At 73.1% G+C, this 22,298-nt stretch carries 23 protein-coding genes; 9 read left to right on the top strand and 14 right to left on the bottom strand.

What is annotated here, in order from left to right; genetic code table 11:
- Nucleotides 1-98: 98 nt before the first annotated feature.
- Entirely contained in the window at nucleotides 99-803 is a 705-nt protein-coding gene (locus ACWED2_RS40095; protein WP_449695738.1) for a TIGR03089 family protein, read from the bottom strand.
- Between the two features lie 109 nt (nucleotides 804-912).
- On the opposite strand from ACWED2_RS40095, the gene ACWED2_RS40090 reads away from it, so the two are divergent.
- A complete protein-coding gene (locus tag ACWED2_RS40090; protein WP_449695737.1) occupies nucleotides 913-1,749 on the top strand; it encodes an NmrA family NAD(P)-binding protein in 837 nt (278 codons plus the stop codon).
- Here ACWED2_RS40090 and ACWED2_RS40085 read toward each other — a convergent pair.
- Together ACWED2_RS40085 and ACWED2_RS40080 are read right to left on the bottom strand one after the other, a co-directional pair.
- Nucleotides 1,742-2,896: an LCP family protein gene (locus ACWED2_RS40085; RefSeq protein ID WP_449695743.1), complete on the bottom strand. Its 1,155-nt coding sequence runs from the start codon at nucleotides 2,894-2,896 to the stop codon at nucleotides 1,742-1,744. The genes ACWED2_RS40090 and ACWED2_RS40085 overlap by 8 nt on opposite strands.
- A gap of 163 nt (nucleotides 2,897-3,059) precedes the next feature.
- Entirely contained in the window at nucleotides 3,060-4,592 is a 1,533-nt protein-coding gene (locus tag ACWED2_RS40080; RefSeq protein ID WP_449695736.1) for an LCP family protein, read from the bottom strand.
- Between the two features lie 137 nt (nucleotides 4,593-4,729).
- On the opposite strand from ACWED2_RS40080, the gene rfbB reads away from it, so the two are divergent.
- Entirely contained in the window at nucleotides 4,730-5,719 is a 990-nt protein-coding gene (gene rfbB / locus ACWED2_RS40075) for a dTDP-glucose 4,6-dehydratase (protein ID WP_449695735.1), read from the top strand.
- A gap of 11 nt (nucleotides 5,720-5,730) precedes the next feature.
- Entirely contained in the window at nucleotides 5,731-6,630 is a 900-nt protein-coding gene (rfbD, locus tag ACWED2_RS40070) for a dTDP-4-dehydrorhamnose reductase (protein ID WP_449695734.1), read from the top strand.
- On the opposite strand, the gene ACWED2_RS40065 is transcribed toward rfbD, so the two are convergent.
- From ACWED2_RS40065 to ACWED2_RS40055, 3 genes are read right to left on the bottom strand one after another with little or no spacing between them, the layout of a single operon-like run.
- Complete coding sequence (locus ACWED2_RS40065) at nucleotides 6,616-7,701, bottom strand: glycosyltransferase family 4 protein (RefSeq protein WP_449695733.1); 1,086 nt, start codon at nucleotides 7,699-7,701, stop codon at nucleotides 6,616-6,618. The two genes, rfbD and ACWED2_RS40065, sit on opposite strands and share 15 nt — an antisense overlap.
- A complete protein-coding gene (locus tag ACWED2_RS40060; protein ID WP_449695732.1) occupies nucleotides 7,694-10,204 on the bottom strand; it encodes a glycosyltransferase in 2,511 nt (836 codons plus the stop codon). Before ACWED2_RS40060 ends, ACWED2_RS40065 begins: the two co-directional genes overlap by 8 nt.
- Before the next feature lie 33 nt (nucleotides 10,205-10,237).
- Complete coding sequence (locus ACWED2_RS40055; protein ID WP_449695731.1) at nucleotides 10,238-11,173, bottom strand: glycosyltransferase family 2 protein; 936 nt, start codon at nucleotides 11,171-11,173, stop codon at nucleotides 10,238-10,240.
- 9 nt (nucleotides 11,174-11,182) lie between these two features.
- Between ACWED2_RS40055 and ACWED2_RS40050 the strand changes: the two genes are divergently transcribed.
- The 3 genes from ACWED2_RS40050 to ACWED2_RS40040 all read left to right on the top strand — a co-directional run bounded on the left by ACWED2_RS40050 (nucleotide 11,183) and on the right by ACWED2_RS40040 (nucleotide 14,510).
- Nucleotides 11,183-12,259 (top strand): glycosyltransferase family 4 protein, encoded by a 1,077-nt coding sequence (locus tag ACWED2_RS40050; RefSeq protein ID WP_449695730.1) that lies wholly within the window; start codon nucleotides 11,183-11,185, stop codon nucleotides 12,257-12,259.
- 83 nt (nucleotides 12,260-12,342) lie between these two features.
- The gene (locus ACWED2_RS40045; RefSeq protein ID WP_449695742.1) at nucleotides 12,343-13,473 is read left to right on the top strand and encodes a glycosyltransferase family 4 protein; all 1,131 of its coding nucleotides are present in this window, start codon (nucleotides 12,343-12,345) and stop codon (nucleotides 13,471-13,473) included.
- A 179-nt stretch (nucleotides 13,474-13,652) separates the two neighbouring features.
- On the top strand, nucleotides 13,653-14,510 hold the full coding sequence (locus tag ACWED2_RS40040) for a glycosyltransferase family 2 protein (RefSeq protein ID WP_449695729.1): 858 nt from the start codon (nucleotides 13,653-13,655) through the stop codon (nucleotides 14,508-14,510).
- Here the strand turns inward: ACWED2_RS40040 and ACWED2_RS40035 are convergent.
- The gene (locus ACWED2_RS40035) at nucleotides 14,507-14,959 is read right to left on the bottom strand and encodes a hypothetical protein (protein WP_449695728.1); all 453 of its coding nucleotides are present in this window, start codon (nucleotides 14,957-14,959) and stop codon (nucleotides 14,507-14,509) included. The genes ACWED2_RS40040 and ACWED2_RS40035 overlap by 4 nt on opposite strands.
- A 141-nt stretch (nucleotides 14,960-15,100) precedes the next feature.
- Here ACWED2_RS40035 and ACWED2_RS40030 point away from each other — a divergent pair, with 141 nt between their 5' ends.
- Both ACWED2_RS40030 and ACWED2_RS40025 read left to right on the top strand, forming a co-directional pair.
- Nucleotides 15,101-16,189 carry a sugar phosphate nucleotidyltransferase gene (locus ACWED2_RS40030; protein WP_449695727.1) on the top strand — a complete coding sequence of 363 codons (1,089 nt, stop codon included), beginning with the start codon at nucleotides 15,101-15,103 and terminating at the stop codon, nucleotides 16,187-16,189.
- 4 nt (nucleotides 16,190-16,193) lie between these two features.
- The gene (locus tag ACWED2_RS40025; RefSeq protein ID WP_449695726.1) at nucleotides 16,194-17,090 is read left to right on the top strand and encodes a DNA-3-methyladenine glycosylase family protein; all 897 of its coding nucleotides are present in this window, start codon (nucleotides 16,194-16,196) and stop codon (nucleotides 17,088-17,090) included.
- 106 nt (nucleotides 17,091-17,196) lie between these two features.
- On the opposite strand, the gene ACWED2_RS40020 is transcribed toward ACWED2_RS40025, so the two are convergent.
- The 7 genes from ACWED2_RS40020 to ACWED2_RS39990 are packed head-to-tail and all read right to left on the bottom strand — an operon-like array spanning nucleotide 17,197 to nucleotide 21,957.
- Nucleotides 17,197-17,496: a hypothetical protein gene (locus ACWED2_RS40020; protein WP_449695725.1), complete on the bottom strand. Its 300-nt coding sequence runs from the start codon at nucleotides 17,494-17,496 to the stop codon at nucleotides 17,197-17,199.
- Entirely contained in the window at nucleotides 17,493-17,861 is a 369-nt protein-coding gene (locus tag ACWED2_RS40015; RefSeq protein WP_449695724.1) for a GntR family transcriptional regulator, read from the bottom strand. Before ACWED2_RS40015 ends, ACWED2_RS40020 begins: the two co-directional genes overlap by 4 nt.
- Nucleotides 17,858-18,292, bottom strand: coding sequence for a hypothetical protein (locus ACWED2_RS40010; RefSeq protein WP_449695723.1), 435 nt, complete (start codon nucleotides 18,290-18,292; stop codon nucleotides 17,858-17,860). Before ACWED2_RS40010 ends, ACWED2_RS40015 begins: the two co-directional genes overlap by 4 nt.
- 27 nt (nucleotides 18,293-18,319) lie before the next feature.
- Complete coding sequence (locus ACWED2_RS40005) at nucleotides 18,320-18,865, bottom strand: NUDIX hydrolase (protein ID WP_449695722.1); 546 nt, start codon at nucleotides 18,863-18,865, stop codon at nucleotides 18,320-18,322.
- Complete coding sequence (locus ACWED2_RS40000) at nucleotides 18,862-20,265, bottom strand: coenzyme F420-0:L-glutamate ligase (protein ID WP_449695721.1); 1,404 nt, start codon at nucleotides 20,263-20,265, stop codon at nucleotides 18,862-18,864. The genes ACWED2_RS40005 and ACWED2_RS40000 overlap by 4 nt, the downstream gene beginning before the upstream one ends.
- A complete protein-coding gene (gene cofD / locus ACWED2_RS39995; protein WP_449695720.1) occupies nucleotides 20,192-21,190 on the bottom strand; it encodes a 2-phospho-L-lactate transferase in 999 nt (332 codons plus the stop codon). Before cofD ends, ACWED2_RS40000 begins: the two co-directional genes overlap by 74 nt.
- On the bottom strand, nucleotides 21,187-21,957 hold the full coding sequence (locus ACWED2_RS39990; protein WP_449695719.1) for a GNAT family N-acetyltransferase: 771 nt from the start codon (nucleotides 21,955-21,957) through the stop codon (nucleotides 21,187-21,189). Before ACWED2_RS39990 ends, cofD begins: the two co-directional genes overlap by 4 nt.
- A 59-nt stretch (nucleotides 21,958-22,016) precedes the next feature.
- Between ACWED2_RS39990 and ACWED2_RS39985 the strand changes: the two genes are divergently transcribed.
- Nucleotides 22,017-22,190, top strand: a complete 174-nt coding sequence (locus tag ACWED2_RS39985; RefSeq protein WP_449695718.1) for a hypothetical protein — start codon at nucleotides 22,017-22,019, stop codon at nucleotides 22,188-22,190.
- Nucleotides 22,191-22,298 lie beyond the last annotated feature (108 nt).

The following is a 22,298-nucleotide window of genomic DNA, read 5'->3' as shown; positions in this document are numbered from 1 at the left end:
TTCTCCCTTTTCTCCCCCGTCTGCGGGGCCCCTTTTTTTTGTTTTTTTGTTTGTTAGAACCCGAATTACCACTCACGACCGGCCGCGGCAGACTGCGTTCAGGCCGGGAGGTCCGCCGTGGTGCGTTCCGCCTCGCGGCGGGCGTCCAGCTTCGCCTGGTCGGCGTTGCTCACGTGGACCAGGTGGGCGCCCGCGGCCAGCGGGACGAGCAGGCCGTCGAGGATGCCGTCCGGTCCGGTCCAGTCCCGGGTGGACAGCACCCGGTCGGCCGCGGTGAGGCCCAGCTTCGCGGCGCGGGCCCTGGCCTCGGCCAGTACCTCGTCCACAGTGGACTCGAAGAGCGCGGCCGTGTCGCCGGGGACCGGGAAGAGCGGGCGGTACTGGTCGCCCGCCAGCCGTGCCTCGCTCAGGTAGTCGAACGCGCCGCCGCCCGGCGGCTCGGCGAGGCCGCGGCCCATCGGGTCCAGCGTCACGACGGCAGTGGCCGCCGCGCCGGTCGGTTCCGGGTCGTCCGGCCCGACGAAGGCCACCCGCGCGCCGGCGCCCTCGGTGACCACGCGCGCCCCGCACCACCACACCCCGAGCAGCACGCCGGCGGTCTGCCAGTGCGCCGGCAGCTGCACGGCCACGGCGTCGCCCGGCTCGACGTCGAACTCCTCGGTCAGCCAGTTGGCCGTCTTCGCCGCCCAGTTGGCGGTGGTCGCGACGGACAGCTCGACGCGGCTGCCCAGCTGGTCGTCGTAGTGGGTGATCAACGGTTGGGCGGCCGGCAGCGGGCGCAGCAGCTCGTCGGTCAGGCTCATGTGGACAAGGCTAAAGCGCGGACCACGCGCCGCGCCGGTTGACACCGGATCGCCGGGTTCAGTACTTTTGCTTTGAAAGCAAACTTATCTGGGGAAGCTGGGGGAAGCCATGACCATTCTCGTCACCGGGGCCACCGGACACGTCGGGCGCGCGGTGGTCGACGCGCTCGTCGCCGCAGGTCAAGACGTCCGCGCCTCGAGCCGTGACGCCGCGAAGCTCGACGTGCCGGACGGCGTCGCGAAGGTGAGTGCCGACCTGGAAGACGCCTCGACGCTGGAGCCGGCGCTCGACGGCGTCTCCGCGGCCTTCCTCTACGTGCGCCCGCAGGGCATCGACGGTTTCGTGAAGGCGGCCGAGGCGGCCGGCGTGCGGCACGTCGTGCTGCTGTCGTCCGGCGCGACGCTCGAGCCGCGGTCAGCGCAGAGCCGCATCGCGCGCCTGCACCGGGTGGTGGAGGAGGCGCTGATCGCGGCGCCGTTCGCGGAGACGCTGCTGAACCCGGGCTCCTTCGCGACCAACACCCTGGGCTGGCGCCACGACATCGCGGAGGGTGCGGTCCGCACGCCGTACCCGGATTCGCGGGTCGGTGCGATCCACGAGCGGGACATCGGCGACGTCGCGGCGAAGATCCTCGCGGACGGCTCGCACCCGGGGGAAGCGCTGCAGCTGAGCGGGCCGGAACCGATCAGTTTCCGGGAGCAGGTGGCGGTGCTGGCGGATGTGCTGGGCCGGCCGCTGCGGGTCGAGGAACTGACGCCGGAGCAGGCCACCGAGCGGATGGTCGCGCTGGGCTGGCCGCCCGAAGTCCCGCCGGAGGTGCTGCGCGCGATGGAGCGGACGACGAGGGAGTCGTCGGTGGTGACGGACGTGGTGCGCGAGGTGACGGGGAACGCGCCGCGGACCTTCCGGCAGTGGGCGGAGGAGCACCGCGCCGACTTCAGTTGACGCAGGGCACTCCGGGCGAGTCTCGGAGCAGCGGCGCCGCGACGGGGGCGGCGCCGCTGCCCGAGCCGCCGCCCGACGCCGCCTGCGGGGTCGCCGCCGGGGCCGGGCGCCCGGCCAGGCTCGCCACGAACTCGCGGACCGCTTTCAGGTCGACCTGCACGATGCTCTGCCCGTCCGGGCTCCGGCCGTTCGCCGTCACCACCGGGATCGTCGCGAACGTCAAGTCACCCGACGCGATGCCCTTCGCCTGCTGCGCGAACTGAAGCAGGTCGAGACCGGGGTCCAGGGTCAACGACCGGTGCACCGCGTCCATCAGGTCGTTCAGCGTGCCCGGGCTGGTCAGCGTGCCCGCCGAAAGCAGCTGGTGCAGCGCCGAGGACAGGAACGCCTGCTGCCGGACGATCCGGTCCAGGTCGCCGCGCGGCAGGTTCTTGCGCTGCCGGACGAACGACAGCGCTTCCCCGCCGGAGACCGTCTGCTCACCGCGGCGGAAGTTCGCGCCCGAATCCTTGTCCTCGGTCGCGTGGTTCAAGCACACCTTGACGCCGCCGAGCGCCTCGGTGAGCAGGTAGAAGCCCAGCAGGTTGATCTCCGCGTAGTGGTCGATCCGCACCTGCGTCAGGTCCTGCAGTGCCTGCACCAGCACCCGGCGGCCCTCGGTGTCGGAGTCGCGCTCGATCTTCGCCTGGTCGCGCTCGCCCTGCCCGCGCAGCTGCCCCGCGTACCGCGCTTTCGCGGCGCCGTACGCCGAGTTGATCTTCGCCTCGCCGCGGCCGGGGATGGCCGTCCACGTGTCGCGCGGGATCGAGACCGCCGACGGCTTGCCGCCGTTCTTGGGGATCCGCAGCACGATCATCGTGTCCGTGTTCACCGCGCCGTCGTTGGCTTCGGTGCGCAGCTGCCGGAGCACCCGGCCCGGCAGCGCGTTGCCCTGGGCGTCCGTGCGCGCGTCGCTGCCGACGAGCAGGATGTCCTCCGCGCCGTCGTCCGCGGGCGGCGGCGCGGGCTCGCCGGCCCGCGGGGTGAGCGCGTCGGTCGTCGGGGCCGCGCTCTGCAGCTGGTCCTTGGTGACGTAGGCGTAGCCGCTGGCGCCGAGCGCGAGCAGGGACACCAAGCCGATCGCCACCCGGCGAGTCATGCGACCCACCCGGCGCATCCGCGACGGCGGCGCCGGTGCGGACGCCTCCCGCGGGAACGGTGACGGCTTCCAGTCTTCGTCACCCTTGGTCACCGGCTCGGCCTTCGCCTCCGGTTCTTCCTGGTCGTCAGCCACGCTGGTTTTCCTCCCCCGAACACCCTGCGTACGCAGTCTAGTTGATGCAGGGGACGTCGCCCGCGGTGATCGGCGGCGCGGCGGGGGCGGACACCGCCGACGTGGCGGCCGGCGGCTTGGCGGCCGTCGACGTCGGTGCGCCCCCCGGGCCGGCGGCCGAGTTCCGGAAGTCCTTGCCGAGCAGCACGCGCACGTGCCCGGCCGGGACGTCCCGGTCCGGTTCGGACGGCAGCCCGGAGCCCAGCGCCTGCTTGACCAGGCCCACCGCGGTGTCGTCGGCCGGGTTGTACCGGACGACGGTGGTGCTGCGGGCGCTCAGCCGCTGGTCGGCGGCGAGCGTGAAGCCCTTGCCCTGCAGCGTCGCGTGCGTCTGGCCGGCCACCGACGGCGAGCCGGAGCCGTCGAACAACTCGACCGTGACGGCCGCCGCACCGGGCAGCTGCGCGGGTGCCGACGTCGAGGTCGCCGGGGTGTCGCCGTCCGACGTCAGCCGGGCCACCTCCGCCGCCACCTGGGCCGGGTCCACGCGCAGCACGTCGGCGCCGCCGATGTTCGCGTTGCCCAGGGTGGGGATGGTGTGGAACTCGATCTTGCCGCCGGTCAGGCCGCGCATCTGCTCGGCGAACTCCGTCAGGTCCCAGCCCTGGGACAGCACGACGGACTTCTTCACCGCCGCCACCAGGTCGGCGATCTTGCCCGGGCTGGTCAGCACGTCGGTCGAGATCACCTTGCGGGCCAGGCCGGAGAGGAACGCCTGCTGGCGGGCGATCCGGTCGAGGTCGTAGTTGGGCAGGCCGTAGCGCTGCCGGACGAACGCGAGCGCCTGCACGCCTTCGATCGTCTGGCGCCCACCCGGCAGGTCGACGCCGGACTTCGCCTCCTTGACCGGCCCCTTGAGGCAGACCTCGACGCCGCCGATCGACTTGGTGATCTCGTAGAAGCTCGCCAGGTTGACCTCGGCGTAGCGGTCGATCATGCCCGGCTTGCCGATGAACTTCTCGATCGTGGCGATCAGGTTCTTCCGCCCGGCCACCTTCGCTTCCTGGTCGGCCTGCTTGAGGTCGGTCGTGCCCTTGCGCTGCGACGCCCGGTAAGTGTCCGTGTACGCGTAGACGAATGCGCTGTTGAGCTTGTGCTTGCCGAAGCCGCCGGTCAGCTCCACCCACGAGTCGCGGGGGAACGAGATCGCGATCGCCTGCTTCCCGTTCTGGGGGATGTGCACGAGGATCATCGTGTCGGTGTTCAGCTCGCCGTCGGAGACGCCGGCGTGCAGCATGTCCAGCACCTCGCGGGGCAGCGGGTTGCCCTGCGCGTCGGTGCGGCTGTCCTGGCCGACCAGGAGGATGTCGACCGCGCCGTCGAGCGGCTTCGCGTGCGCCTCGGTGTCGGCGAAGACGTTCGTGGTGGTCAGGCCGGTGTTCGGGTCGCCGATGTAGTGCCAGCCGTACCAGGTCAGGGCCAGGACGGCCACCGACAGCAGGGAAACCACGGCCTTGCCGCCGCGGCGGGCGAAGACCGCGACGACGTTGCCACGTTGCGCCGGGATGGTCGGCGCAGCCTGATCGGTCACGCGCTTCCTCCCCTGTGACCCCGTGCTTCCCCCAGGACACCAGTGTGTCTCCAAGAAGACTCTACTGAGGGTGTTGTGGGACCTCCGTAGGCTGGGGGCGGATTGCCCCGCCCGGGGCACGAGGGAAAGGCGGGAAGATGCGGGTCCTGGTCACCGGTGGTGCCGGCTTCATCGGGTCGCACTACGTCCGGCAGGTGCTGACCGGCGCCTACCCGACGTTGCGCGACGCCGAGGTGGTCGTGCTGGACAAGCTCACCTACGCGGGCAACGAGGCCAACCTGGCCCCCGTCGCCGCCGACCCGCGCTTGCGGTTCGTCCGCGGCGACATCTGCGACACGGCGCTGGTGGCGGACGTCATGACCGGCGTGGACCTCGTCGTGCACTTCGCCGCGGAGTCCCATGTGGACCGCTCGATCCTCGGCGCCGCCGACTTCGTGCTGACGAACGTGCTCGGCACGCAGAACCTGCTGCAGGCGGCCCTGGAAGCCGGTGTCGGCAAGTTCGTGCACGTGTCCACCGACGAGGTGTACGGCTCGATCGAGCACGGCTCGTGGACCGAAGACCACCTGCTGGAGCCGAACTCGCCGTATTCGGCGTCGAAGGCGTCGTCCGACCTGGTGGCCCGGTCGTTCTTCCGCACCCACGGGCTGCCGGTGTGCATCACCCGGTGTTCCAACAACTACGGTCCGTACCAGTTCCCGGAAAAGGTCATCCCGCTGTTCGTCACCAACCTGCTCGACGGCGGGAAGGTGCCGCTCTACGGCGACGGGCTCAACGTCCGTGACTGGCTGCACGTGGACGACCACTGCCACGGCATCCAGCTGGTTGCCGACGGCGGGCGGCCGGGCGAGATCTACAACATCGGCGGCGGCACCGAGCTGACGAACCGCGCGCTGACGGAGAAGCTGCTGGCGGCGGTCGGCGCGGGCTGGGACAGCGTCGAGCCGGTCGAGGACCGCAAGGGCCACGACCGCCGGTATTCGGTGGACATCACGAAGATCGCGAGTGAGCTGGGGTACGCTCCGCGCGTGTCCTTCGAGGACGGTCTGGCCGGGACAGTGGCGTGGTACCGGGACAATCGCGCGTGGTGGGAACCGCTGGCCGAGCGGGCCGCGCTGAAGAAGTAGGGGAAGTTTCCGTGCCGCTGACGGTGCTCGTGCCCGGGGGTTCCGGGCAGCTCGGCCGCGATCTCGCCGCGCTGGCGTCCCCTTCGGTGGACGTCGTGGCCCCGGGGTCGGCCGAACTGGACGTGACGGTGACCGGCCAGGTGCTGGCCGCGGTCGGGGCGCTGGCCGAGCGGGCCCGCGAGGCGGGTTCGACGCCGGTGGTCGTCAACACCGCGGCGTACACGGCGGTCGACGCGGCGGAGGCCGACGAGGAGCGCGCGTTCGCGGTGAACGCCGACGGGCCGCGGGTGCTCGCGGCGGCCTGCGCCTCCCGGCGGGTGCCGCTGATCCACGTGTCGACGGATTACGTGTTCCCGGGTGACGCTTCCCGGCCGTACGAGCCTTCGGACGAGCTGGGCCCACGGTCGGCGTACGGCCGCACGAAGGCGGCGGGCGAGGACGCGGTGCTCGGCTCCGGGGCGTCGGCGTGGGTGGTGCGGACGTCCTGGCTGTACGGCAAGTCGGGGTCGAACTTCGTGAAGACCATGGCTTCGCTGGAGGCGTCCCGCCCGGAGTTGTCCGTTGTGGACGATCAGGTGGGCGGTCCCACGTGGACGGCCGACCTGGCCGCGGGGCTGCTGGAGCTGGCCTCGCGAGTGGCTTCGGGGGAGGGGCCGGCGCAGCGGGTGCTGCACTGCACGAACGCGGGTTCGGTGAGCTGGTGCGGGTTCGCGCGCGCGGTGTTCTCACACCTGGGCGCGGACCCGGCGCGGGTGAAGCCGTGCACGACGGCGGAGTTCCCGCGCCCGGCGGCCCGTCCGGCGTACTCGGTGCTCTCCCCGGCTTCGTGGCTCGAAGCCGGGCTCACGCCGATGCGCTCGTGGGAAGACGCCTTGGCCGCCTACTTCGCCGCGGGGTCAGTGACGCCCTGAGGCCAGCCGGTAGGCGCCCACCGTCAGCTCCGCGCACGTGCGCCACGTGAAGTTCGCCGCGTGGGCGCGCCTCGATGCCGACGTCGCCACCGCGTGCGGGTCCGTCACCGCCGTTCGCAGGGCCTCCGCCAGGCCGTCCACGTCGCCGTACGGGACCAGGCTGGCGCACTCGCCCGCCACTTCGCGCAGCGCCGGGATGTCCGTGCAGACCACCGGGACGTCCGAGGCCATCGCCTCCAGCACCGGCAGCCCGAACCCCTCGTCGCGCGAGGGCAGCACCAGTGCCGACGCGCCGGCCACCACGGTTCGCAGGTCCACATCGGACAGATAGCCGGTCTGGAAGCGCCGGGCGCCGCGGGGAAAGGGGCCCGGGCCCGCGAACACCAGGTCCGGCAGGTCCGGCGCCGCCTCGTGGGCGCGGGTCAGCCAGTTCAGGCCCTTCCGCGGCCCGGCCGCGCCCGCGAACAGCAGGTACTTCGCCGGCAGCCCCAGCCGCGCACGGCGCTCGTCGTCCGGCGGGCGAGCGGTGAACCAGGCCGGGTTGACGCCCAGCGGCGTCACCACGATCTTGTCGCGGGAGACGTCGAGGCGCTCCGCGACCGCGTCCGCCACCGCCGCCGTCGGGGTGCAGATGACGTTCGCGCGCCGGGCGCCGCGGCGGACCAGCTCCGGCAGGTCGCGGTCGCTCGGGGCCAGCTCGTCCGGGTTGTCCAGGAAGGCCAGGTCGTGGATGGTCACCACGCCGGCCGCGCGGAACCGGCCCGGCAGCACGAAGTTCGTGCCGTGCACCACGTCGGTCGGGCCGGCGAACAGCTCCACCGGCGGGAAGTCCGAGCGCCGCCACGCCATCCGCAGCAGCCGCGCCGCCACCGGCATCCCGCGGGCGCGCGCGCCGTACGGGAGCACGTGGCGCAGCCGCCGCCAGCCGCGCAGCGTGAACGCCACCGCGCGCGTGTCGACCTCGGGGATCGACACCAGTTCTTCGCTCAGCGCGGCCGTGTACCGGCCGATCCCGGTGCGGGCGCCGAGCAGCGGAGTTCCGTCGAGGAGGACGCGCAGGGAGCTAGCCACGGCGGAGCCGTTGCTTCGCGACCTTGAGCACCCTGCCGCCCACACGCCGCGCCAGTTCGGCAGGCCCGCCCGCGTCCAGGTACTCGCGGATCAGGTCCGCGTCCCGCCGCAGCATCGCCCGGCCGCGCACCGGCGGCGTCGTCACCAGGTCGGCCGAGCCGGGCAGCCGGTCGGCCGCCGGGCGCGGGTCGCGGCAGAACTCCACCAGCGGCTTCAGCGCTTCGGGCCAGGCGAACCGCTGCGCGACCACGGCGAGCCGCTCGACGCAGCCCGCGGCGAACTCCTCGTCGTACAACGCTTTTTCGAGCGCTTCGGCCAGTGCGACGTCGTCCTCGGCCGGGACGACGACGCCCAGCCGCTCCGCGCGGACCAGGTCGGCGAAACTGTCGCCGTCGGTGGTGACGATCGGCAGGCCCGCCCACAGGTAGTCCAGCACCCGGGTGCGGAACGCGAAGGTCGTCTCGACGTGCTCGTAGTGCGTGGTGACGCCGCAGTTCGCGTCGAGCAGCCAGTTCTGGCGCTCGTGGTAGGGCACCCACTGCTCGTTGAAGTAGACGTGCTTGCCGGTCAGCCCCAGCGAATCCGCCAGCCGGATCGTGCGCGCGCCGATGTCCATCTCGGCGACTTCGGGGTTCGGGTGCTTCATGCCGAGGAACACCAGCCGGACGTCGCCGCGGCGGCGGCGCAGCTTCTCGATCGCGCGGACCAGCGTCAGCGGGTCGAACCAGCTGTACACCCCGCCCGCCCACAGCACGACGTGGTCGGAGCCGCCGATGCCCAGCGACGAGCGCAGCCCCGGCCCGGTGCGCACCGGCGGCTTCGGGGGCAGGCCGAAGGGGACGACCGCGAGCAGCGACTGCGTTGTCGGGTCGGCGTCGTACAGGCGCGGCGAAAGCCGCCCCAGCGCGGCGAGGTGGCCCAGCCAGAAGTGCCGCTGCCGCTCGGACGCGCAGAGGAAGAAGTCGCCGCGCTCGAGCTGGGCGTCGAGGACGCGGGTGACGCCGGCGAGGTCGGCCGCGCGCTGGTCGTCGGCGACGCCCTTGCCCTGTTCCAGCAGCTCCAGGTGCATCGGGTCGTAGAGGTCGGCGACGACGATCTTGCCGCTGTGCTGCTTCTTCAGCGACGGCGCCAGCTCCAGCACGTGCCCCTGCAGGACGACGACGTCGGCCCAGGCGATCGGCGCGTCCAGGTCGCGGTGCTTGCCCGCGCTGACCCGGAAGGGCGCGGGCGGCGGCGTCGCGAGGGGGTTGGTGGTGATGAGGTGGACGTCGTGCTCGGCGGCCAGCGCCAGCGCGATGTTCCAGGCGCGGATCGCCGGGCCGGCCATCCGCTCGGTGAGCGCGTCGCCGGTGATCACCAGGATCTTCCGGCGCTGCCCGAAGGCCTTCTCGATGCCGAACGCCTCGACCAGGATGTCGTGCGCGGCCAGGTAGCGCGGCAGTGGGTACGCGGGCTCCAACGCCTTGCGCAGCAACGGAAGCAGGTCGGCGTCGGTGCGGACGCGGACGGCCTGTTCGACCGCGCGGGACGCGGCCAGCGAGGGCAGCTGCTCGACGAACTGGTCGATGGCCAGCAGGCCGGCGAGCGTGGCGCGGGGGATGGCGACGTCGCCGGACTCGATCGGGCCGACGCCGTGTTCCAGGTCCAGCTGGGTGGCGTCCAGCTTGCCGCGTGCGGTGGCCCGGCGGACGGCCAAGGCGAGCGCCGCGGGCAGCGCGCGGGCCAGTGTCTCGTCGGAAAGGTTCTTGTAGAGCGCGGCGAGGGCGTTGCGCTCCAGGAGGAATGTCTCGCGGCCGGTCTCCGGGGCGTCGACCGCCGCCATCGTGCCGTGGTGGCGGTGATAGGTCAGCGATTCCGGGACGTACCGGACGCGCCAGCCGCGCAGGTTGAGCCGCCAGCCGAGGTCGACGTCCTCGTAGAACATGAAGAACCGCTCGTCGAAGCCGCCGAGCTCGGCGAACACGCCCGCCCGGACGAACAGCGCCGAGCCGGTGCCGAACAGGACGTCCTTCGCGACCTCGTGCTCGGCGGCCGGGACGTCGGCCAGCGGTGAGCCCGCGTGGCGCTTGTAGCCCATGCCGAACCAGGTGAGGCCGCCGTCGACGAAGTCGGTGCCGGTGCCGTCCCAGTCGAGGACCTTGCTGGCCACGGCGGCGACGCCGGGCTGGGCCCGCAGCTCGGCGACGGCGGCGGAGACCCAGCCGGGCGCCGGGCGGGCGTCGTTGTTGAGGAAGGCGAGGACAGTGCCCTTCGCGTGCTTCGCGCCGAGGTTGCAGCCGCCCGCGAACCCGGTGTTCCGGCCCGCCTCGACGACCTGGGCCTGCGGGACGGCGTCGCGGATGCGCGCGGCTTCGTCCCCTTCGGCCGAGTTGTCGACGCAGATCAGCTCGAGCTCGGGGTAGTCGTGCTCGGCGAGCGCGCGCAGGCAGGTGATCGTGTCGTCGGCGCCGTGGTAGTTCACCACGATCACCGAGACGAGCGGTTGCGGATCCCCCTGCGCCAAAGCCAGCTCCTCGTCGTCGATCCTGGCGCAAGCTTAAAGGCCTGCCCATGCCTCCCAGACCGCGCCTCGGCCGAGCGCCGCGCGACGGGTGATCTTGCGGCGTGCCCGCAACGTCGCAGGTAACCGCAGGACGACTTCGGCCAGCACCCGGCAGCGCAGGCCGAACCGGAAGTTCGCCGCCGCCGGCCGCCCGGGGCGCAGCGGCAGCACCGCTGTCAACACGGCGAACCGGAGCAGCTGGTTCACCGCGATGCCGAGGGGCGCGCAGCGCAGCAGCATGAGCAGCCGGTTGCGCTCGTTCCAGCGGTGGAAAAGCGGCGAGCCCAGCTCGCTGCTGACGCCGTGGGCGTGCCGGACGCGGGCGTCCGGTGCCGCGACGACGTCCCACCCGGCCAGCCGCAGCCGCCACGCCGTGTCGGTGTCCTCGTAATAACAGAAGAATCCGGCCGGGACGCCGTGCACGCTGCGCAGCGCGTCGGTGCGCAGCAGGGCCGCGCCGCCGCAGAAACCGAACACCTCGCCGGCGGGCTCGGTGACGTCGGCGCCGTGGCCGTCGGCGGTCAGCCGGACGCCGGCGGACTGCGTGGTGCCGTCCGGCCGCACGAGCAGCGAGGTCGCGGCGGCGGCCAGCGGCGCCTTTTCGAGGCTGTCCTCCAGCGTCGCGAGCCAGTCCGGTGTCGGCTCGGCGTCGTCGTTCAGCCACGCCATGAGCGGGGTCTGGACCTTTTGGAGGGCGACGGCGAGCGCGCCCGCGTAGCCGGTGTTGCGCGGCAGCCGGAACACTTGCGGGTGTGACGGGTGGGCCACGAGCAGGGCGGCGGTGCCGTCGCCGGAGGCGTTGTCGACCACGAGCGTCCGATGTGGACGCGTCTGCGCGGCCAGCGCGTCGAGGCAGGCCGTGATGTACCCGGCACCCCGCCAGGTCACGACTACCACCGTGGTGGCGGGATTCGCGGTCACGTCCCGCACAATAGCCGCGTGCCCGAACTGGTCGTGCTCGCCGAGCAGCTCCTCGCGCCCGTGCCCGGTGGCACCGGGCGCTACACGGCCGAGCTCCTCCCCGCGCTGGCGAAGACCGCGCCGCCGGGCTGGACGGTGTCCAGCGTGGTCGCGCGGCACGCCGACGTCGCCGCGGCTCGGCTGGACGGCGTCGACGGGCCGCGGGTGCTGCGGATCCCGCCGCGGGCGCTGGTCGCCGCGTGGCAGCTGGGCCTGCGCTGGTGGCCGGGCGGCGACGCGGTGCACGCGCCGACGCCGTTCGCGCCGCCGCGCGCCCCGGCCGGGAAGTCGCTGAGCGTGACCGTGCACGACACCGTGCCGTGGACCCATCCCGAGACGCTCACCGCGCGCGGGGTCAGCTGGCACCGGTCGATGATCGCGCGGGCCGCGCGGCGAGCGTCCGGGCTGGTCGTGCCGACCCGGGCGGTCGCCGACGAGCTCGCGGTGCTCATCGACGTCGACGTCCCGGTGCGCGTGGTGCCGCACGGCGTGCGGGTGCCCACCGGCGAGGCGGACCTGGAGCTGCCGGCGCAGTACGTGCTGGCCGTCGGCACGATCGAGCCGCGGAAGGGCATCGACGTGCTGGTCGACGCGGTCGCGGCGCTGGAGGGAACGGTGCTCGTGCTGGCCGGCCAGCGGGGCTGGGGCGGCATCGACCCGGTGGCGCTGGCGGCCGAGCGCGGCCTGCCCGCCGGGCGGCTGCGGGTGCTGGGGAAGGTGACGGACGCCGAGCTGGCGACCGTGCTGCGCCACGCCGACGTGCTGGCCGTGCCGAGCCTCGCCGAGGGGTTTGGCCTGGGCCTGCTGGAGGCGATGGCGGCCGGGATCCCGGTGGTGCACACCGACGTCCCGGCGTTGGAAGAGGTGGCCGGCGGGGCCGGTGTCGTGGTCCCCCGCGGGGACGCCGCGGCCCTGGCGGCCGCGCTGCGGGAAGTGCTGAGTTCGCCGGCGAAGGCGGCGGAGCTGACCCGGGCGGGGCGGGAGCGGGCCAGGGCTTTCACGTGGCGCCGCGCGGCCGAGGCCGTGTGGGCGATCCACCGCCGCGCGCACGACTGAGCGCTCGCCTGCCCGGTTTGCCAGTTCCTCACCAAGGCGCGGGGGTGCCGCCGTACGCTGCAGGGGTGAGCGACGACCCCCGCGTGCTGATCGACGCGACCGCGGTTCCCGCGGACCGCGGCGGTGTCGGCCGGTACGTCGATTCGCTCGTCGCCGCCCTCGACGCGGACGGGGCGCGGATCACCGTCGTCTGCCAGCCGCGCGACCTGCAGCTCTACGACCAGCTGGCGCCGCACTCGCGCGTCGTGCCCGCTTCGCCGGCCACGACCACCCGCACGGCCCGGCTGACCTGGGAACAAGCGACGCTGCCGCGGCTGGCGCGCCGCCTCGGCGCGGACGTCGTCCACTCGCCGCACTACACGATGCCGCTCGCCACGTCGGCGGCGTCGGTGGTCACGCTGCACGACGCGACCTTCTTCACCGACGCCGTGCTGCATTCGTCGGTGAAGGCCCGCTTCTTCCGCGCGTGGACGGCGACGGCGTTGCGCCGCGCGACGCTGTGCGTGGTGCCTTCGGCGGCGACGGCCATCGAGCTGGCCCGCGTCGGCCCGGTCCGGCACGCTTCACTGGAAGTGATTCACCACGGCGTCGACAGCGAGCGCTTCCACCCGCCGTCCCCGGCGGAGGTCGCGGCGGCGCGCGCGGCCGTCGGCCTGGGGCGCACACCGTACGTGGCTTTCCTCGGGGCGCTGGAGCCGCGGAAGAACGTGCCGGCGTTGATCCGCGGGTTCGCCAGGGCGGTCGCCGGGCGACCGGATGCGCCGGCGTTGGTGCTGGCCGGCCAGCCGGGCTGGGACACCCAGGTGGAGCGGGCGCTGGACGCGGTCCCGCACCGGCTGCGCGTGATCCGGGCGGGCTACCTGCCGTTCGGCACGCTGGCGGGCTTCCTGGGCGGCGCGGAGCTGGTGGCGTACCCGTCGCTGGGCGAGGGGTTCGGGCTGCCGGTCCTGGAGGCGATGGCGTGCGGCGCGTGCGTGCTGACCACGCGCCGGCTGTCGCTGCCGGAGGTGGGCGGCGACGCGGTGGCCTACTGCGGCGTGGGCGCCGGCGACGTCGCGGCGGCTTTGGGCGAGTTGCTGGCGGACCCGGGCCGCCGCGCCGAGCTGGCCACGGCGGCGCAGCAGCGCGCCAAGGAGTTCTCGTGGTCGACGACCGCGGAACGCCACCGCGAGGCGTACGCCAAGGCCTGGTCCCGCCACCTCCGCACCCGCTGAACCACGTACCCGGAAGGTCGGCCGGCGTACCTGGAGGGTCGGCTTGCGTACCTGGACGGTCGGTTCACGAGCCGACCCTCCGGGTACGCGAGCCGACCGTCGGGGTACGCAAGCCGACCCTTCCGTCACCGGCCGCGGGGTGGCGGGGTTGCGCTGGGTGACGAGTGGACAATGGCCGGGTGACTGAGGCATCCCGCTACGGCGACGAACTCGGCGTCGTGACCGTGACGTACTTCTCCGGCGACACCCTCGAGCGCTTTCTCGACACCCTCGAGAAGGCCACCGAGCGGCCGGTCCAGGTGGTCGTGGCCGACACCGTCTCCACCGACGGTGCGCCCGAGAAGGCCGCGAAGCGCGCGAACGTGCACCTGCTCAGCATCGGCGAGAACGTCGGGTACGGGACCGGGTGCAACCGCGGGGTCGCCGAGCTCGACGAGCGGTTCGGCTGGATCGTCATCGCGAACCCCGACCTCGAATGGGAGCCCGGTTCGCTCGATACGCTGCTCGAAGCCGCCAAGCGGTGGCCGCGCGGGGGTGCCTTCGGGCCGCTGATCCACGAGCTCGACGGGACCGTCTACCCGTCCGCCCGGCTGCTGCCCTCCTTCGGCCGCGGCATCGGGCACGCCGCCTTCGGCAAGGTCTGGCCGGGGAACCCGTGGACCCGGCAGTACCGGCAGGAGACCGGCACGCCCGTCGAACGCGTCGCCGAGTGGCTGTCCGGCTCGTGCCTGCTGCTGCGCCGGGAAGCCTTCGAATCGATCGGCGGCTTCGACTCGCGGTACTTCATGTACTTCGAGGACGTCGACCTCGGCGACCGGCTGGGCAAGGCCGGCTGGCTGAACGTCTACGTGCCCTCCGCCGGCGTCATGCACCTCGGCGGGCACTCGACGTCGCAGGCGTCGAAGAAGATGCTCGCCGCCCACCACGCCAGCGCCTACCGCTACCTCGCCGACCGGCACCCGGGGCTCGCCTGGAAGCCGGTGCTGGCCGCCGTGAAGCTCGGCCTCGCGCTGCGGCTGAAGCTGGAAACCCGCTAGATCCCGTCGAGCCGGCGCGAAAGGTCGGACTTGCCGATGTTCTGCGTCACCGTCGGCACCAGGCCGGTGTCGTCCGGGTCCGGCTCCTTCAGCGGGCTCGTGATCTGCTCGGCCTGGGGCCGGCGGGAAAGCGGTGTGGGCATCGGCGTCGTCGGCGACGGCGTGCTCAACGGCGTGGTCTGCTGCGGACGGCGGCCGCCCTGGACCTCCATCCGCCGCGTCGGCGCCGAGCCGGCCAGCGGGTGGTCGTTCTCCTCGATCAGCGACGCCGGCAGCTGCGTGGTCGTGTCGGGGTCGCGGCTGCGGTCGAGCCCGTCGATCTGCGCCCGCGGGATCTGCTGGGTGTTCGCCGAGTCCATCGGTGACGTCGCGCTGTCGGGTGTCACGACGAACACACCGCGCGCCTGGGCTCGTGCGAGCAGGGCGTCCGCCCGATCGCGGGGGTCCATCCCCTCGGCCTCCCGACTGACCCGGGGCCCTCTGGGGAAAGGCCCGCCTGTTTCCTGTCTAGGGTAGGCCCTCCGGGCGACCTCCGTCAGGGTTTCCCGCGGCTTGTCGCTCAGCGGTGCGTGATAAAAGAGGAGATTTCCGTGATGTCCGAGGTCCAAACCGACGCTGTCGACGCCGTCGTGCTGGTCGGGGGCAAGGGCACGCGCCTCCGGCCATTGACCCTGTCGGCGCCGAAGCCGATGCTCCCCACCGCCGGGACGCCGTACCTGAGCCACCTGTTCTCCCGCATCCGCGAGGCCGGCATCCGGCACGTCGTGCTGGGCACGAGCTACCGTGCGGAGGTGTTCGAGGAGTACTTCGGCGACGGCAAGTCCATCGGCCTCGACCTGGAGTACGTCGTCGAGGAGGAGCCGCTCGACACCGCGGGCGCGATCCGGAACGTGTACGACAGACTGCGCGCCGACCACGTGATCGTCTTCAACGGCGACATCATCTCCGGCTCGGACCTCGGCGAGCAGCTGCGCGTCCACCGCGAATCCGAGGCCGACGTCACCCTGCACCTGCAGCGCGTCCCGGACCCGAGCCGGTTCGGGTCGGTGCCGACCGACGAGACCGGCCGCGTCCAGGCGTTCCTCGAGAAGACGCCGGACCCGCCGACCGACCAGATCAACGCCGGCTGCTACGTCTTCCGCCGTCCGGTGATCGAGGCCATCCCGACCGGGCGGCGGGTGTCGGTCGAGCGCGAGACGTTCCCGCAGCTGCTGGAGCAGGGCGCGCACATCCAGGGGTTCGTCGACAGCTCGTACTGGCTCGACGTCGGCACGCCGGAGGCGTTCGTCCGCGGCTCGGCCGACCTGGTGCGCGGCCTGGCGCCGACGTCGGCGCTGCCCGGCCGCCCCGGTGACTTCCTGGTCCTCGACGGCGCGTCGGTGGCCGAGGACGCCCAGCTGTCCGGCGGTTCGACGATCGGCGTCGCCGCGGTGGTGGGCTCGGGCGCGAAGATCGACGGCTCGGTGCTGTTCGACGGCGCGGCGGTCTCCGAGGGCGCGATCGTCGAGCGCTCGGTGCTCGGGCACGGCGCCCGTGTCGGTGCCGGTGCGGTGCTGCGCGGCGTGGTGCTGGGCGACGGCGTCTCCGTCGGGGCGGGCTGCGAGCTCCTGGACGGCGCCCGAGTCTGGCCGGACGTCGTCCTGCCCGACGGTTCCGTCCGGTTCTCGAGCGACGCGTAGCCCCGTGTTCTGGCGTCCCGCGTTCGAAGTCGACCTGGGCCGGGTCCTGGGTCCGCTGAAGCGCGGCCGCGGGTCGCTCAACATCCTCACCGACGAGCGCGGCATCACCTGGCTCGCGTCGAACACGCCCGACGGCCCCGGCACGCTGGCGCTGCGCCGGTTGTCCGACGGCCGGATCGAGGCCGCGGCCTGGGGTTCCTCGAAGGACCGGCTGTTGAGCGGGGTGCCGGCTTTGCTCGGGGCGGACGACGACGATTCCGGGTTCGTCGCGCACCACGACGTCGTCGCGCGGGCCCGGCGGGCGAACCCGGGGCTGCGGCTCGGCGCGACCGGAGTGGTGTGGGACTGGCTGGTGCTCGCCGTGCTGGAGCAGAAGGTGGCCGGCAAGGAGGCGATCCGGTCGTGGGCCGAGCTGTGCCGCCGGTTCGGCGCCCGCCCGCCCGGCCCGGCGCCGGAGCGGCTGCGCGTGCCGCCGGCGCCTTCGCAGGTGCTGGCGCTGCAGGACTGGCATTGGCACCGCGCGGGGGTGGACATCAAGCGCCGGACGGCCCTGGTGAAGGCGGCCCGGATCGCGCCGCACCTGGAGCGGGCGGTGGAGCTGGGCGGCCTCGAGGGGCGGCACTGGTTGCGCCAGGTCCCGGGGATCGGGGTCTGGACGGCGGCGGAGGTCGCCCAGCGTGCCTGGGGCGACCCGGACGCGGTGAGCTTCGGCGACTACAACATCCCCTCGATGGTGGGGAACGCGGTGCTGGGCACGAAGCTCGACGACGCGGGGATGGCGGAGGTGCTGGCGCCGTACGCACCGCAGCGGCAGCGGGCGGTCCGGTACCTCGAGGCGGCGGGGCACACCCGGCCGAGGTTCGGGCCGCGGATCGAGCTGCGCGACTACCGGGCGATGTAGGGGCGGCGGCTGGAGCTTGCGGGCGAGCTGGGAGCTCGCGCGTCTTGGCTGCTCGTGCGGGGCTGCGGATGTTCTGCGGCCCGCGAAGTCTCTCCTGCGTCGCGAACTACTGCTGCGGGGGATAGCCGCCCGGCGGGGGCGGGTATGGCGGCTGCTGACCCGGGAAACCGGGTGGCTGCTGGCCGGGGTAACCCCCGCCGTAGCCCGGCTGGGGCGGGTAGCCCGGTGGCTGCTGGCCCGGGAAGCCCTGCTGCGGCGGGTATCCCGGCTGCTGGTAGCCCGGGTACTGCGGTGGGTACGGCGGCTGCTTCGGCTTGCCCGCCTTGATCACGAGCACCACGACCAGGGCGATCACCGCCGCGGCCACCACCAGGATCAGCAGCAGCAGTACCGGGACCCCGATCATGACCCAGTCCCTTCGTCTAGCGCCGCGCGGACGATCGACAGCGCCTCGGCGTCGTCGAGGCCGAGCTTACGGGTCGTCTTCGCGTACTCCGCCGCCGCCTGCTGGGCGCGGCGGCGGCTCTGGTCGCCCGCCGCCGCGACGAAGCTGCCCGCGCGGCCGTGGGTCTCGATCAGGCCCGCTTCCTCCAGCTCGCGGTACGCCCTCGCCACCGTGTTCGGGGCGATGCCCAGGTCGGCCGCGAGCTGCCGGACCGTGGGCAGTTTCGCGCCCACGGCCAGGCTCCGGTCGTTGATCCGCGCCGCCAGCCCGGACCGGACCTGCTCGAACGGCGGGACCGGCGAACTGCTGTCGAAGGGGACGATCACCAGCTCTGCGGACCCGCTCCGGGCCCCGGCAGCTGCTGCTGCGGCGGGAACGACGGCCCCTGCGGCGCGTACTGCTGCGGCGCCGGCGGGTACCCCTGCTGCGGGAAGCCCTGCGGCGCGGAACCCGGCGGCGGACCCGCGGGCGCGAACCCCGGCTGCGCGAAGCCCTGCGACGGCGGGGAACCCGCGGGCGCAAACCCCTGCGCGGGCGCGGCAAACCCTTGCTGCGGCGGGAAGTTCGGGTTCGGCGGGAACTGCCCGCCGTTCTTCATCGCCTCTTCGCGGCGCATCTTCGACACCCGGACGATCACCGCGATGATGAACACGATGATGCCGAGGACGATCAGCCCGAGCACGATGTACCCGAACACGCCGGTGTCGCCGCCACCGCCGGAGTGGTAGTGCACCCGCTCCGGGAACTGTGTAGCCATGTGGTCCCTCCCTGTCCGCGGACCAGGTTATCGCCCGGCACCGACAGGAACGGCCGCTTTCACCGGATCGGCGAGATCTTCCGAGCCCGCGGGCAGCGCGTCCACCGGCCACCACCGCAGGTCGTCGGACTCGTCGCTGCGCACCGGCGAAGCACCGGGCGGGGCGTGCACGGCGAACCGGACGTCGAAGTGGCGGGTGGGCACCCCGAGCGAGCAGGTGATCGGGTGGACGTCGAGGTGGACCGGCTCCGCGACGAGACGCAGCCCGGTGATCCCCGACTCCTCGGTGGCCTCCCGCAGCGCCGCCCCGGCCAGCGACGTGTCCGACGGCTCGCAGTGGCCGCCGAGCTGCAGCCACCGGCCGACCCGCGGGTGCAGGGTCAGCAGCACCTGGGTGCCGGTGTGGTCCAGCACCACCGCCGACGCCGTCAGGTGCCCGGCCTCGCAGGAGCGCCGGCAGGAATCGTCACGTGCGGCCAGGAACCCGAGGAACGCCTGGCGCAGCGACTCCTGGGAAGCGGCCGCAGGCCGCCACGACGAAAGCGTCGCGACGGCGTCCGCGTGCAGGCTCACAGCTCCAGCAGCCCTTCCCCGGCCAGCGCCGGGCCGCGGGGGGCCGGCTCGGTGAGCGGGACGCCGATGGCGACCGAACCCAGCGGCTGCCAGCGCTCGTCCAGGCCGAGGACTTCGCGGACGACGTCGGCGGCGAAGATCGTCGAGCCGATCCAGCACGACCCCAGGCCTTCGGCGGCCAACGCGACCAGCAGGCCCTGCACCGCGGCCCCGCCCGCCACCGTGAACATCGTCTTCTCGCAGGCGTTGCGGCGGTCGTCGCGGTAGGTGTGCGCGCCGTCCGGGACCAGGAACGGGATGACGACCTCCGGGGCCCGGTACAGGATGTCGCCCCGGCTGAGCCGCTTCGCGATCTGCTCCTGGGTGAAGTCGTCGGACTCGAGATCGGCCTGCCAGGACTCGCGCATCGCGTCCAGCAGCTTCTTCCGGACGCCGGAGTCGCGCAGCCAGACGAACCGCACCGGGTGCGTGTGGTGCGGCGCGGGAGCGGTCAGCGCCGCCCCCACCGCCCGCCGGATCGAGGTCGGGGAGACCGGCTCGTCCGCGAACTGCCGCACCGAGCGCCGGGCCGGGACCGCTTCCCGGCGGCCCTGCGCGACGGCTTCGTTGGCGCCCAGCCGGAAGAGGTCCTCCTCCAGCGGGCGGATCAGGTCGCGCGCGGTCGAGCCGTCGTCCTCGATCGAGAGCCCGCGGACCACCGCGACCGGCGTCCCGCCGAGCTTGCCCTTGACCAGGTCGGCGGCCGCGGCGAGCTCGTCGGCGACGGCGACCTCGGTGACGGCCAGCTCGTTGCCCTGGCCGTCGACCTGCCCGCGGTAGGCGTGCAGCACGCGCAGCCCGGACGAACCGATGGCGGCGTCGGTCTGCCCGACCCGCCAGGCCCGGCCCATCGTGTCGGTGACGACGACGGCGACCTCGACGCCGAGCCGCTCCCGCAGCCCGTTGCGCAGCGCCAGCGCCGAGGCGTCCGGGTCGGCGGGCAGCAGCGCGACCTCGTCACCGGCCACATTGGACGCGTCGATCCCGGACGCGGCCTGCACGATCCCCAGGTGGTTCTGGGTGATCACGGTGCGCGCGATCCGCGCGACGATCCGCACGGCCTCCTGCTCGACGAGCTTCCGGCGTTCGGCGTCGCGGGCCTCGGGGTCCGAGGACACCTTCACGAGCCTGCCCTCGGCCTTGGAGACGATCTTGCTGGTCACGACCAGGACGTCGCCGGAGCGCAGCCAGGGCGCGGCGGCCACGATCGCGCCGGTCAGGTCGTCGCCCGGGCGGAACTCCGGCAGCCCGGTGACGGGCAGGATCTCCAGCTTAAGTGCAGCGTGGTCAGCGGTGTTGGTCAACAGGGGCTCCAGCCAGTTCCAGGGCGGCGCGGGCCATCGCCGCGGTCGCGTCCACATCGGACATCAGCAGCGGGACGTCGCGGACGGTCACGCCCGGCACGTCGGCCGTCTCGCCCTCGGCGATCAGCCAGCCGTCGAGGACGCCGCCGTCCATGCGCGAGCCGTAGTGCCGGCCGACCGCCTCCGCGGACGTCTCGACGCCGATCGCGGTCAGGCACGCGTCGGCCATCCCGCGCAGCGCCTTGCCGCCGATGATCGGCGACACCCCGACGACCCCGGCCGACGTCTTGCGCAGCGCGTCCCGCACTCCCGGCACACCCAGCACGGTGCCGACCGAGACGACCGGGTTCGACGGCGCGAACAGCACGGCGTCGGCGCCCGAAATCGCCTCCAGCACGCCCGGCGCGGGCTTGGCCTCGTCGTTGCCGACCGCGACGATCGAATGCGCCTTCGGCTCGGCGCGGTAGCGCACCCACCACTCCTGGAAGTGGACCGCCTTCTGCTGCCCGTCCTGCTCCGGGTCGTCGATCACGACGTGCGTCTCGACCCGGTCGTCGGACATCGGCAGCAGCCGGACGCCGGGCTGCCAGCGGTCGCACAGTGCCTCGGTGACGGCCGAGAGCGGGTAGCCCGCCCGCAGCATCCGCGACCGGATCAGGTGGGTGGCGATGTCCTTGTCGCCGAGGCCGAACCAGGTCGGCTCGGCGCCGTAGGCGGCCAGCTCCTCCTTGACCACCCAGGTCTCGCCCGAGTGCCCCCAGCCGCGTTCTTTGTCGATCCCGCCGCCCAGGGTGTACATGCAGGTGTCCAGGTCGGGACAGATCCGCAGCCCGTGCATCCAGACGTCGTCGCCGGTGTTGACCAGCGCCGTCACCTCGTGCGGCGAGTCGGAACTCCCTTCGGCGGGCATGCCCAGCGCCGCCTTGACACCCAGCAGGAAGCGGGCCCCGCCCACTCCGCCGACCACTACCACGATCTTCACGACGTCGAATCCTCGCACGAGCCGGGTGCGGGCACCCAGTACCGGTATCTGTGGTGCGGGACGTAGCCGAGTCCCGCGTAGAGCGCGAGCGCGCCCGAGTTCCCCTCCGCGACCTGCAACACCGCGTGGCCCGCCCCGTGTTCCACGCCCCACGTCTCCACCGCGCCCATCAGCGCCGACGCCAGCCCGCGGCGGCGGAAGGCCGGGGCGACTTCGAGGCGGCCGACGTGCAGCCAGTCGTCGACCAGTGCGCCGCGGACGACCCCGGCGAGGACGCCGTCGACCACCGCGGCGCCGTAGCCGATCTTCCCGCCGGTCAGGACCTGCCGCGCGGCCGGGGAGTCCTCACCGGGCCGCATCGCGAGCTCGAACCAGCCGGGCACGGGTTCGTCCGCCACTTTCCCGGTGAAAGCTGCGTCTCGGGGACTCGAGCCGTCACCTTCACCGATGCGCGCGGTCAGCACCTCGACCTCGTGGCCCGCGCCGTGCCCGGTGGCCGGCACCCAGCCGGCCGCGGTGATCGCGCGCTCGTTCGGGCTGTCCCGGACCACCTGCACCATCGGAGCGATCCCCCGATCGTGGGCGAAATCACACACCGCGCGCAGCGCCTCCGCGAGCGGCCGGCCGGCGTCCCCGACGGCGAGTGCGCTGTTGGCGCGCCCGGTGAAGCCGTCCGCCCAGCGCAGACGCCACTCACCCAAGGGATCCTCCGCCAGCGGCGGCCATGCTTTGCTGCAGGTGATTTCGAGCTTCTCGAGGGCGTTCACCGCTAGATTGTGACGGAGCGGTGAAAGCCGCGGGAGCGGATTTCGTCAGGAGGCGGGTCGTGGGTATCCAGCGCAAGGACGAGCGGCACAACGAGAAGCTGGTCGACGAGATCGCCGAAGGGTTCAACCGAGCCGTGGGGGAGAAGAAGACCGAAGACGAAGCCCCGAAGCCGCGCTTCGTCATCACCGGTGACGCCCGGGCGACCCCGCCCCCGCGCCGCCGGGACAGGTGAGTCCCATACCCCGGGTATGGCTAAGGCTTGCCTCACCAACCGAACGGGTGCCGATGCCGCGTAATGTCGGCACCGACTGGCTGTTTGCAGAGACTGTCTTTGCAGAGA

It is taken from the genome of Amycolatopsis sp. NPDC005003 (genome assembly GCF_053600695.1).
The sequence above is the reverse complement of the archived record's forward strand: the minus strand, read 5'-3'. Positions and strand labels throughout refer to the sequence as shown.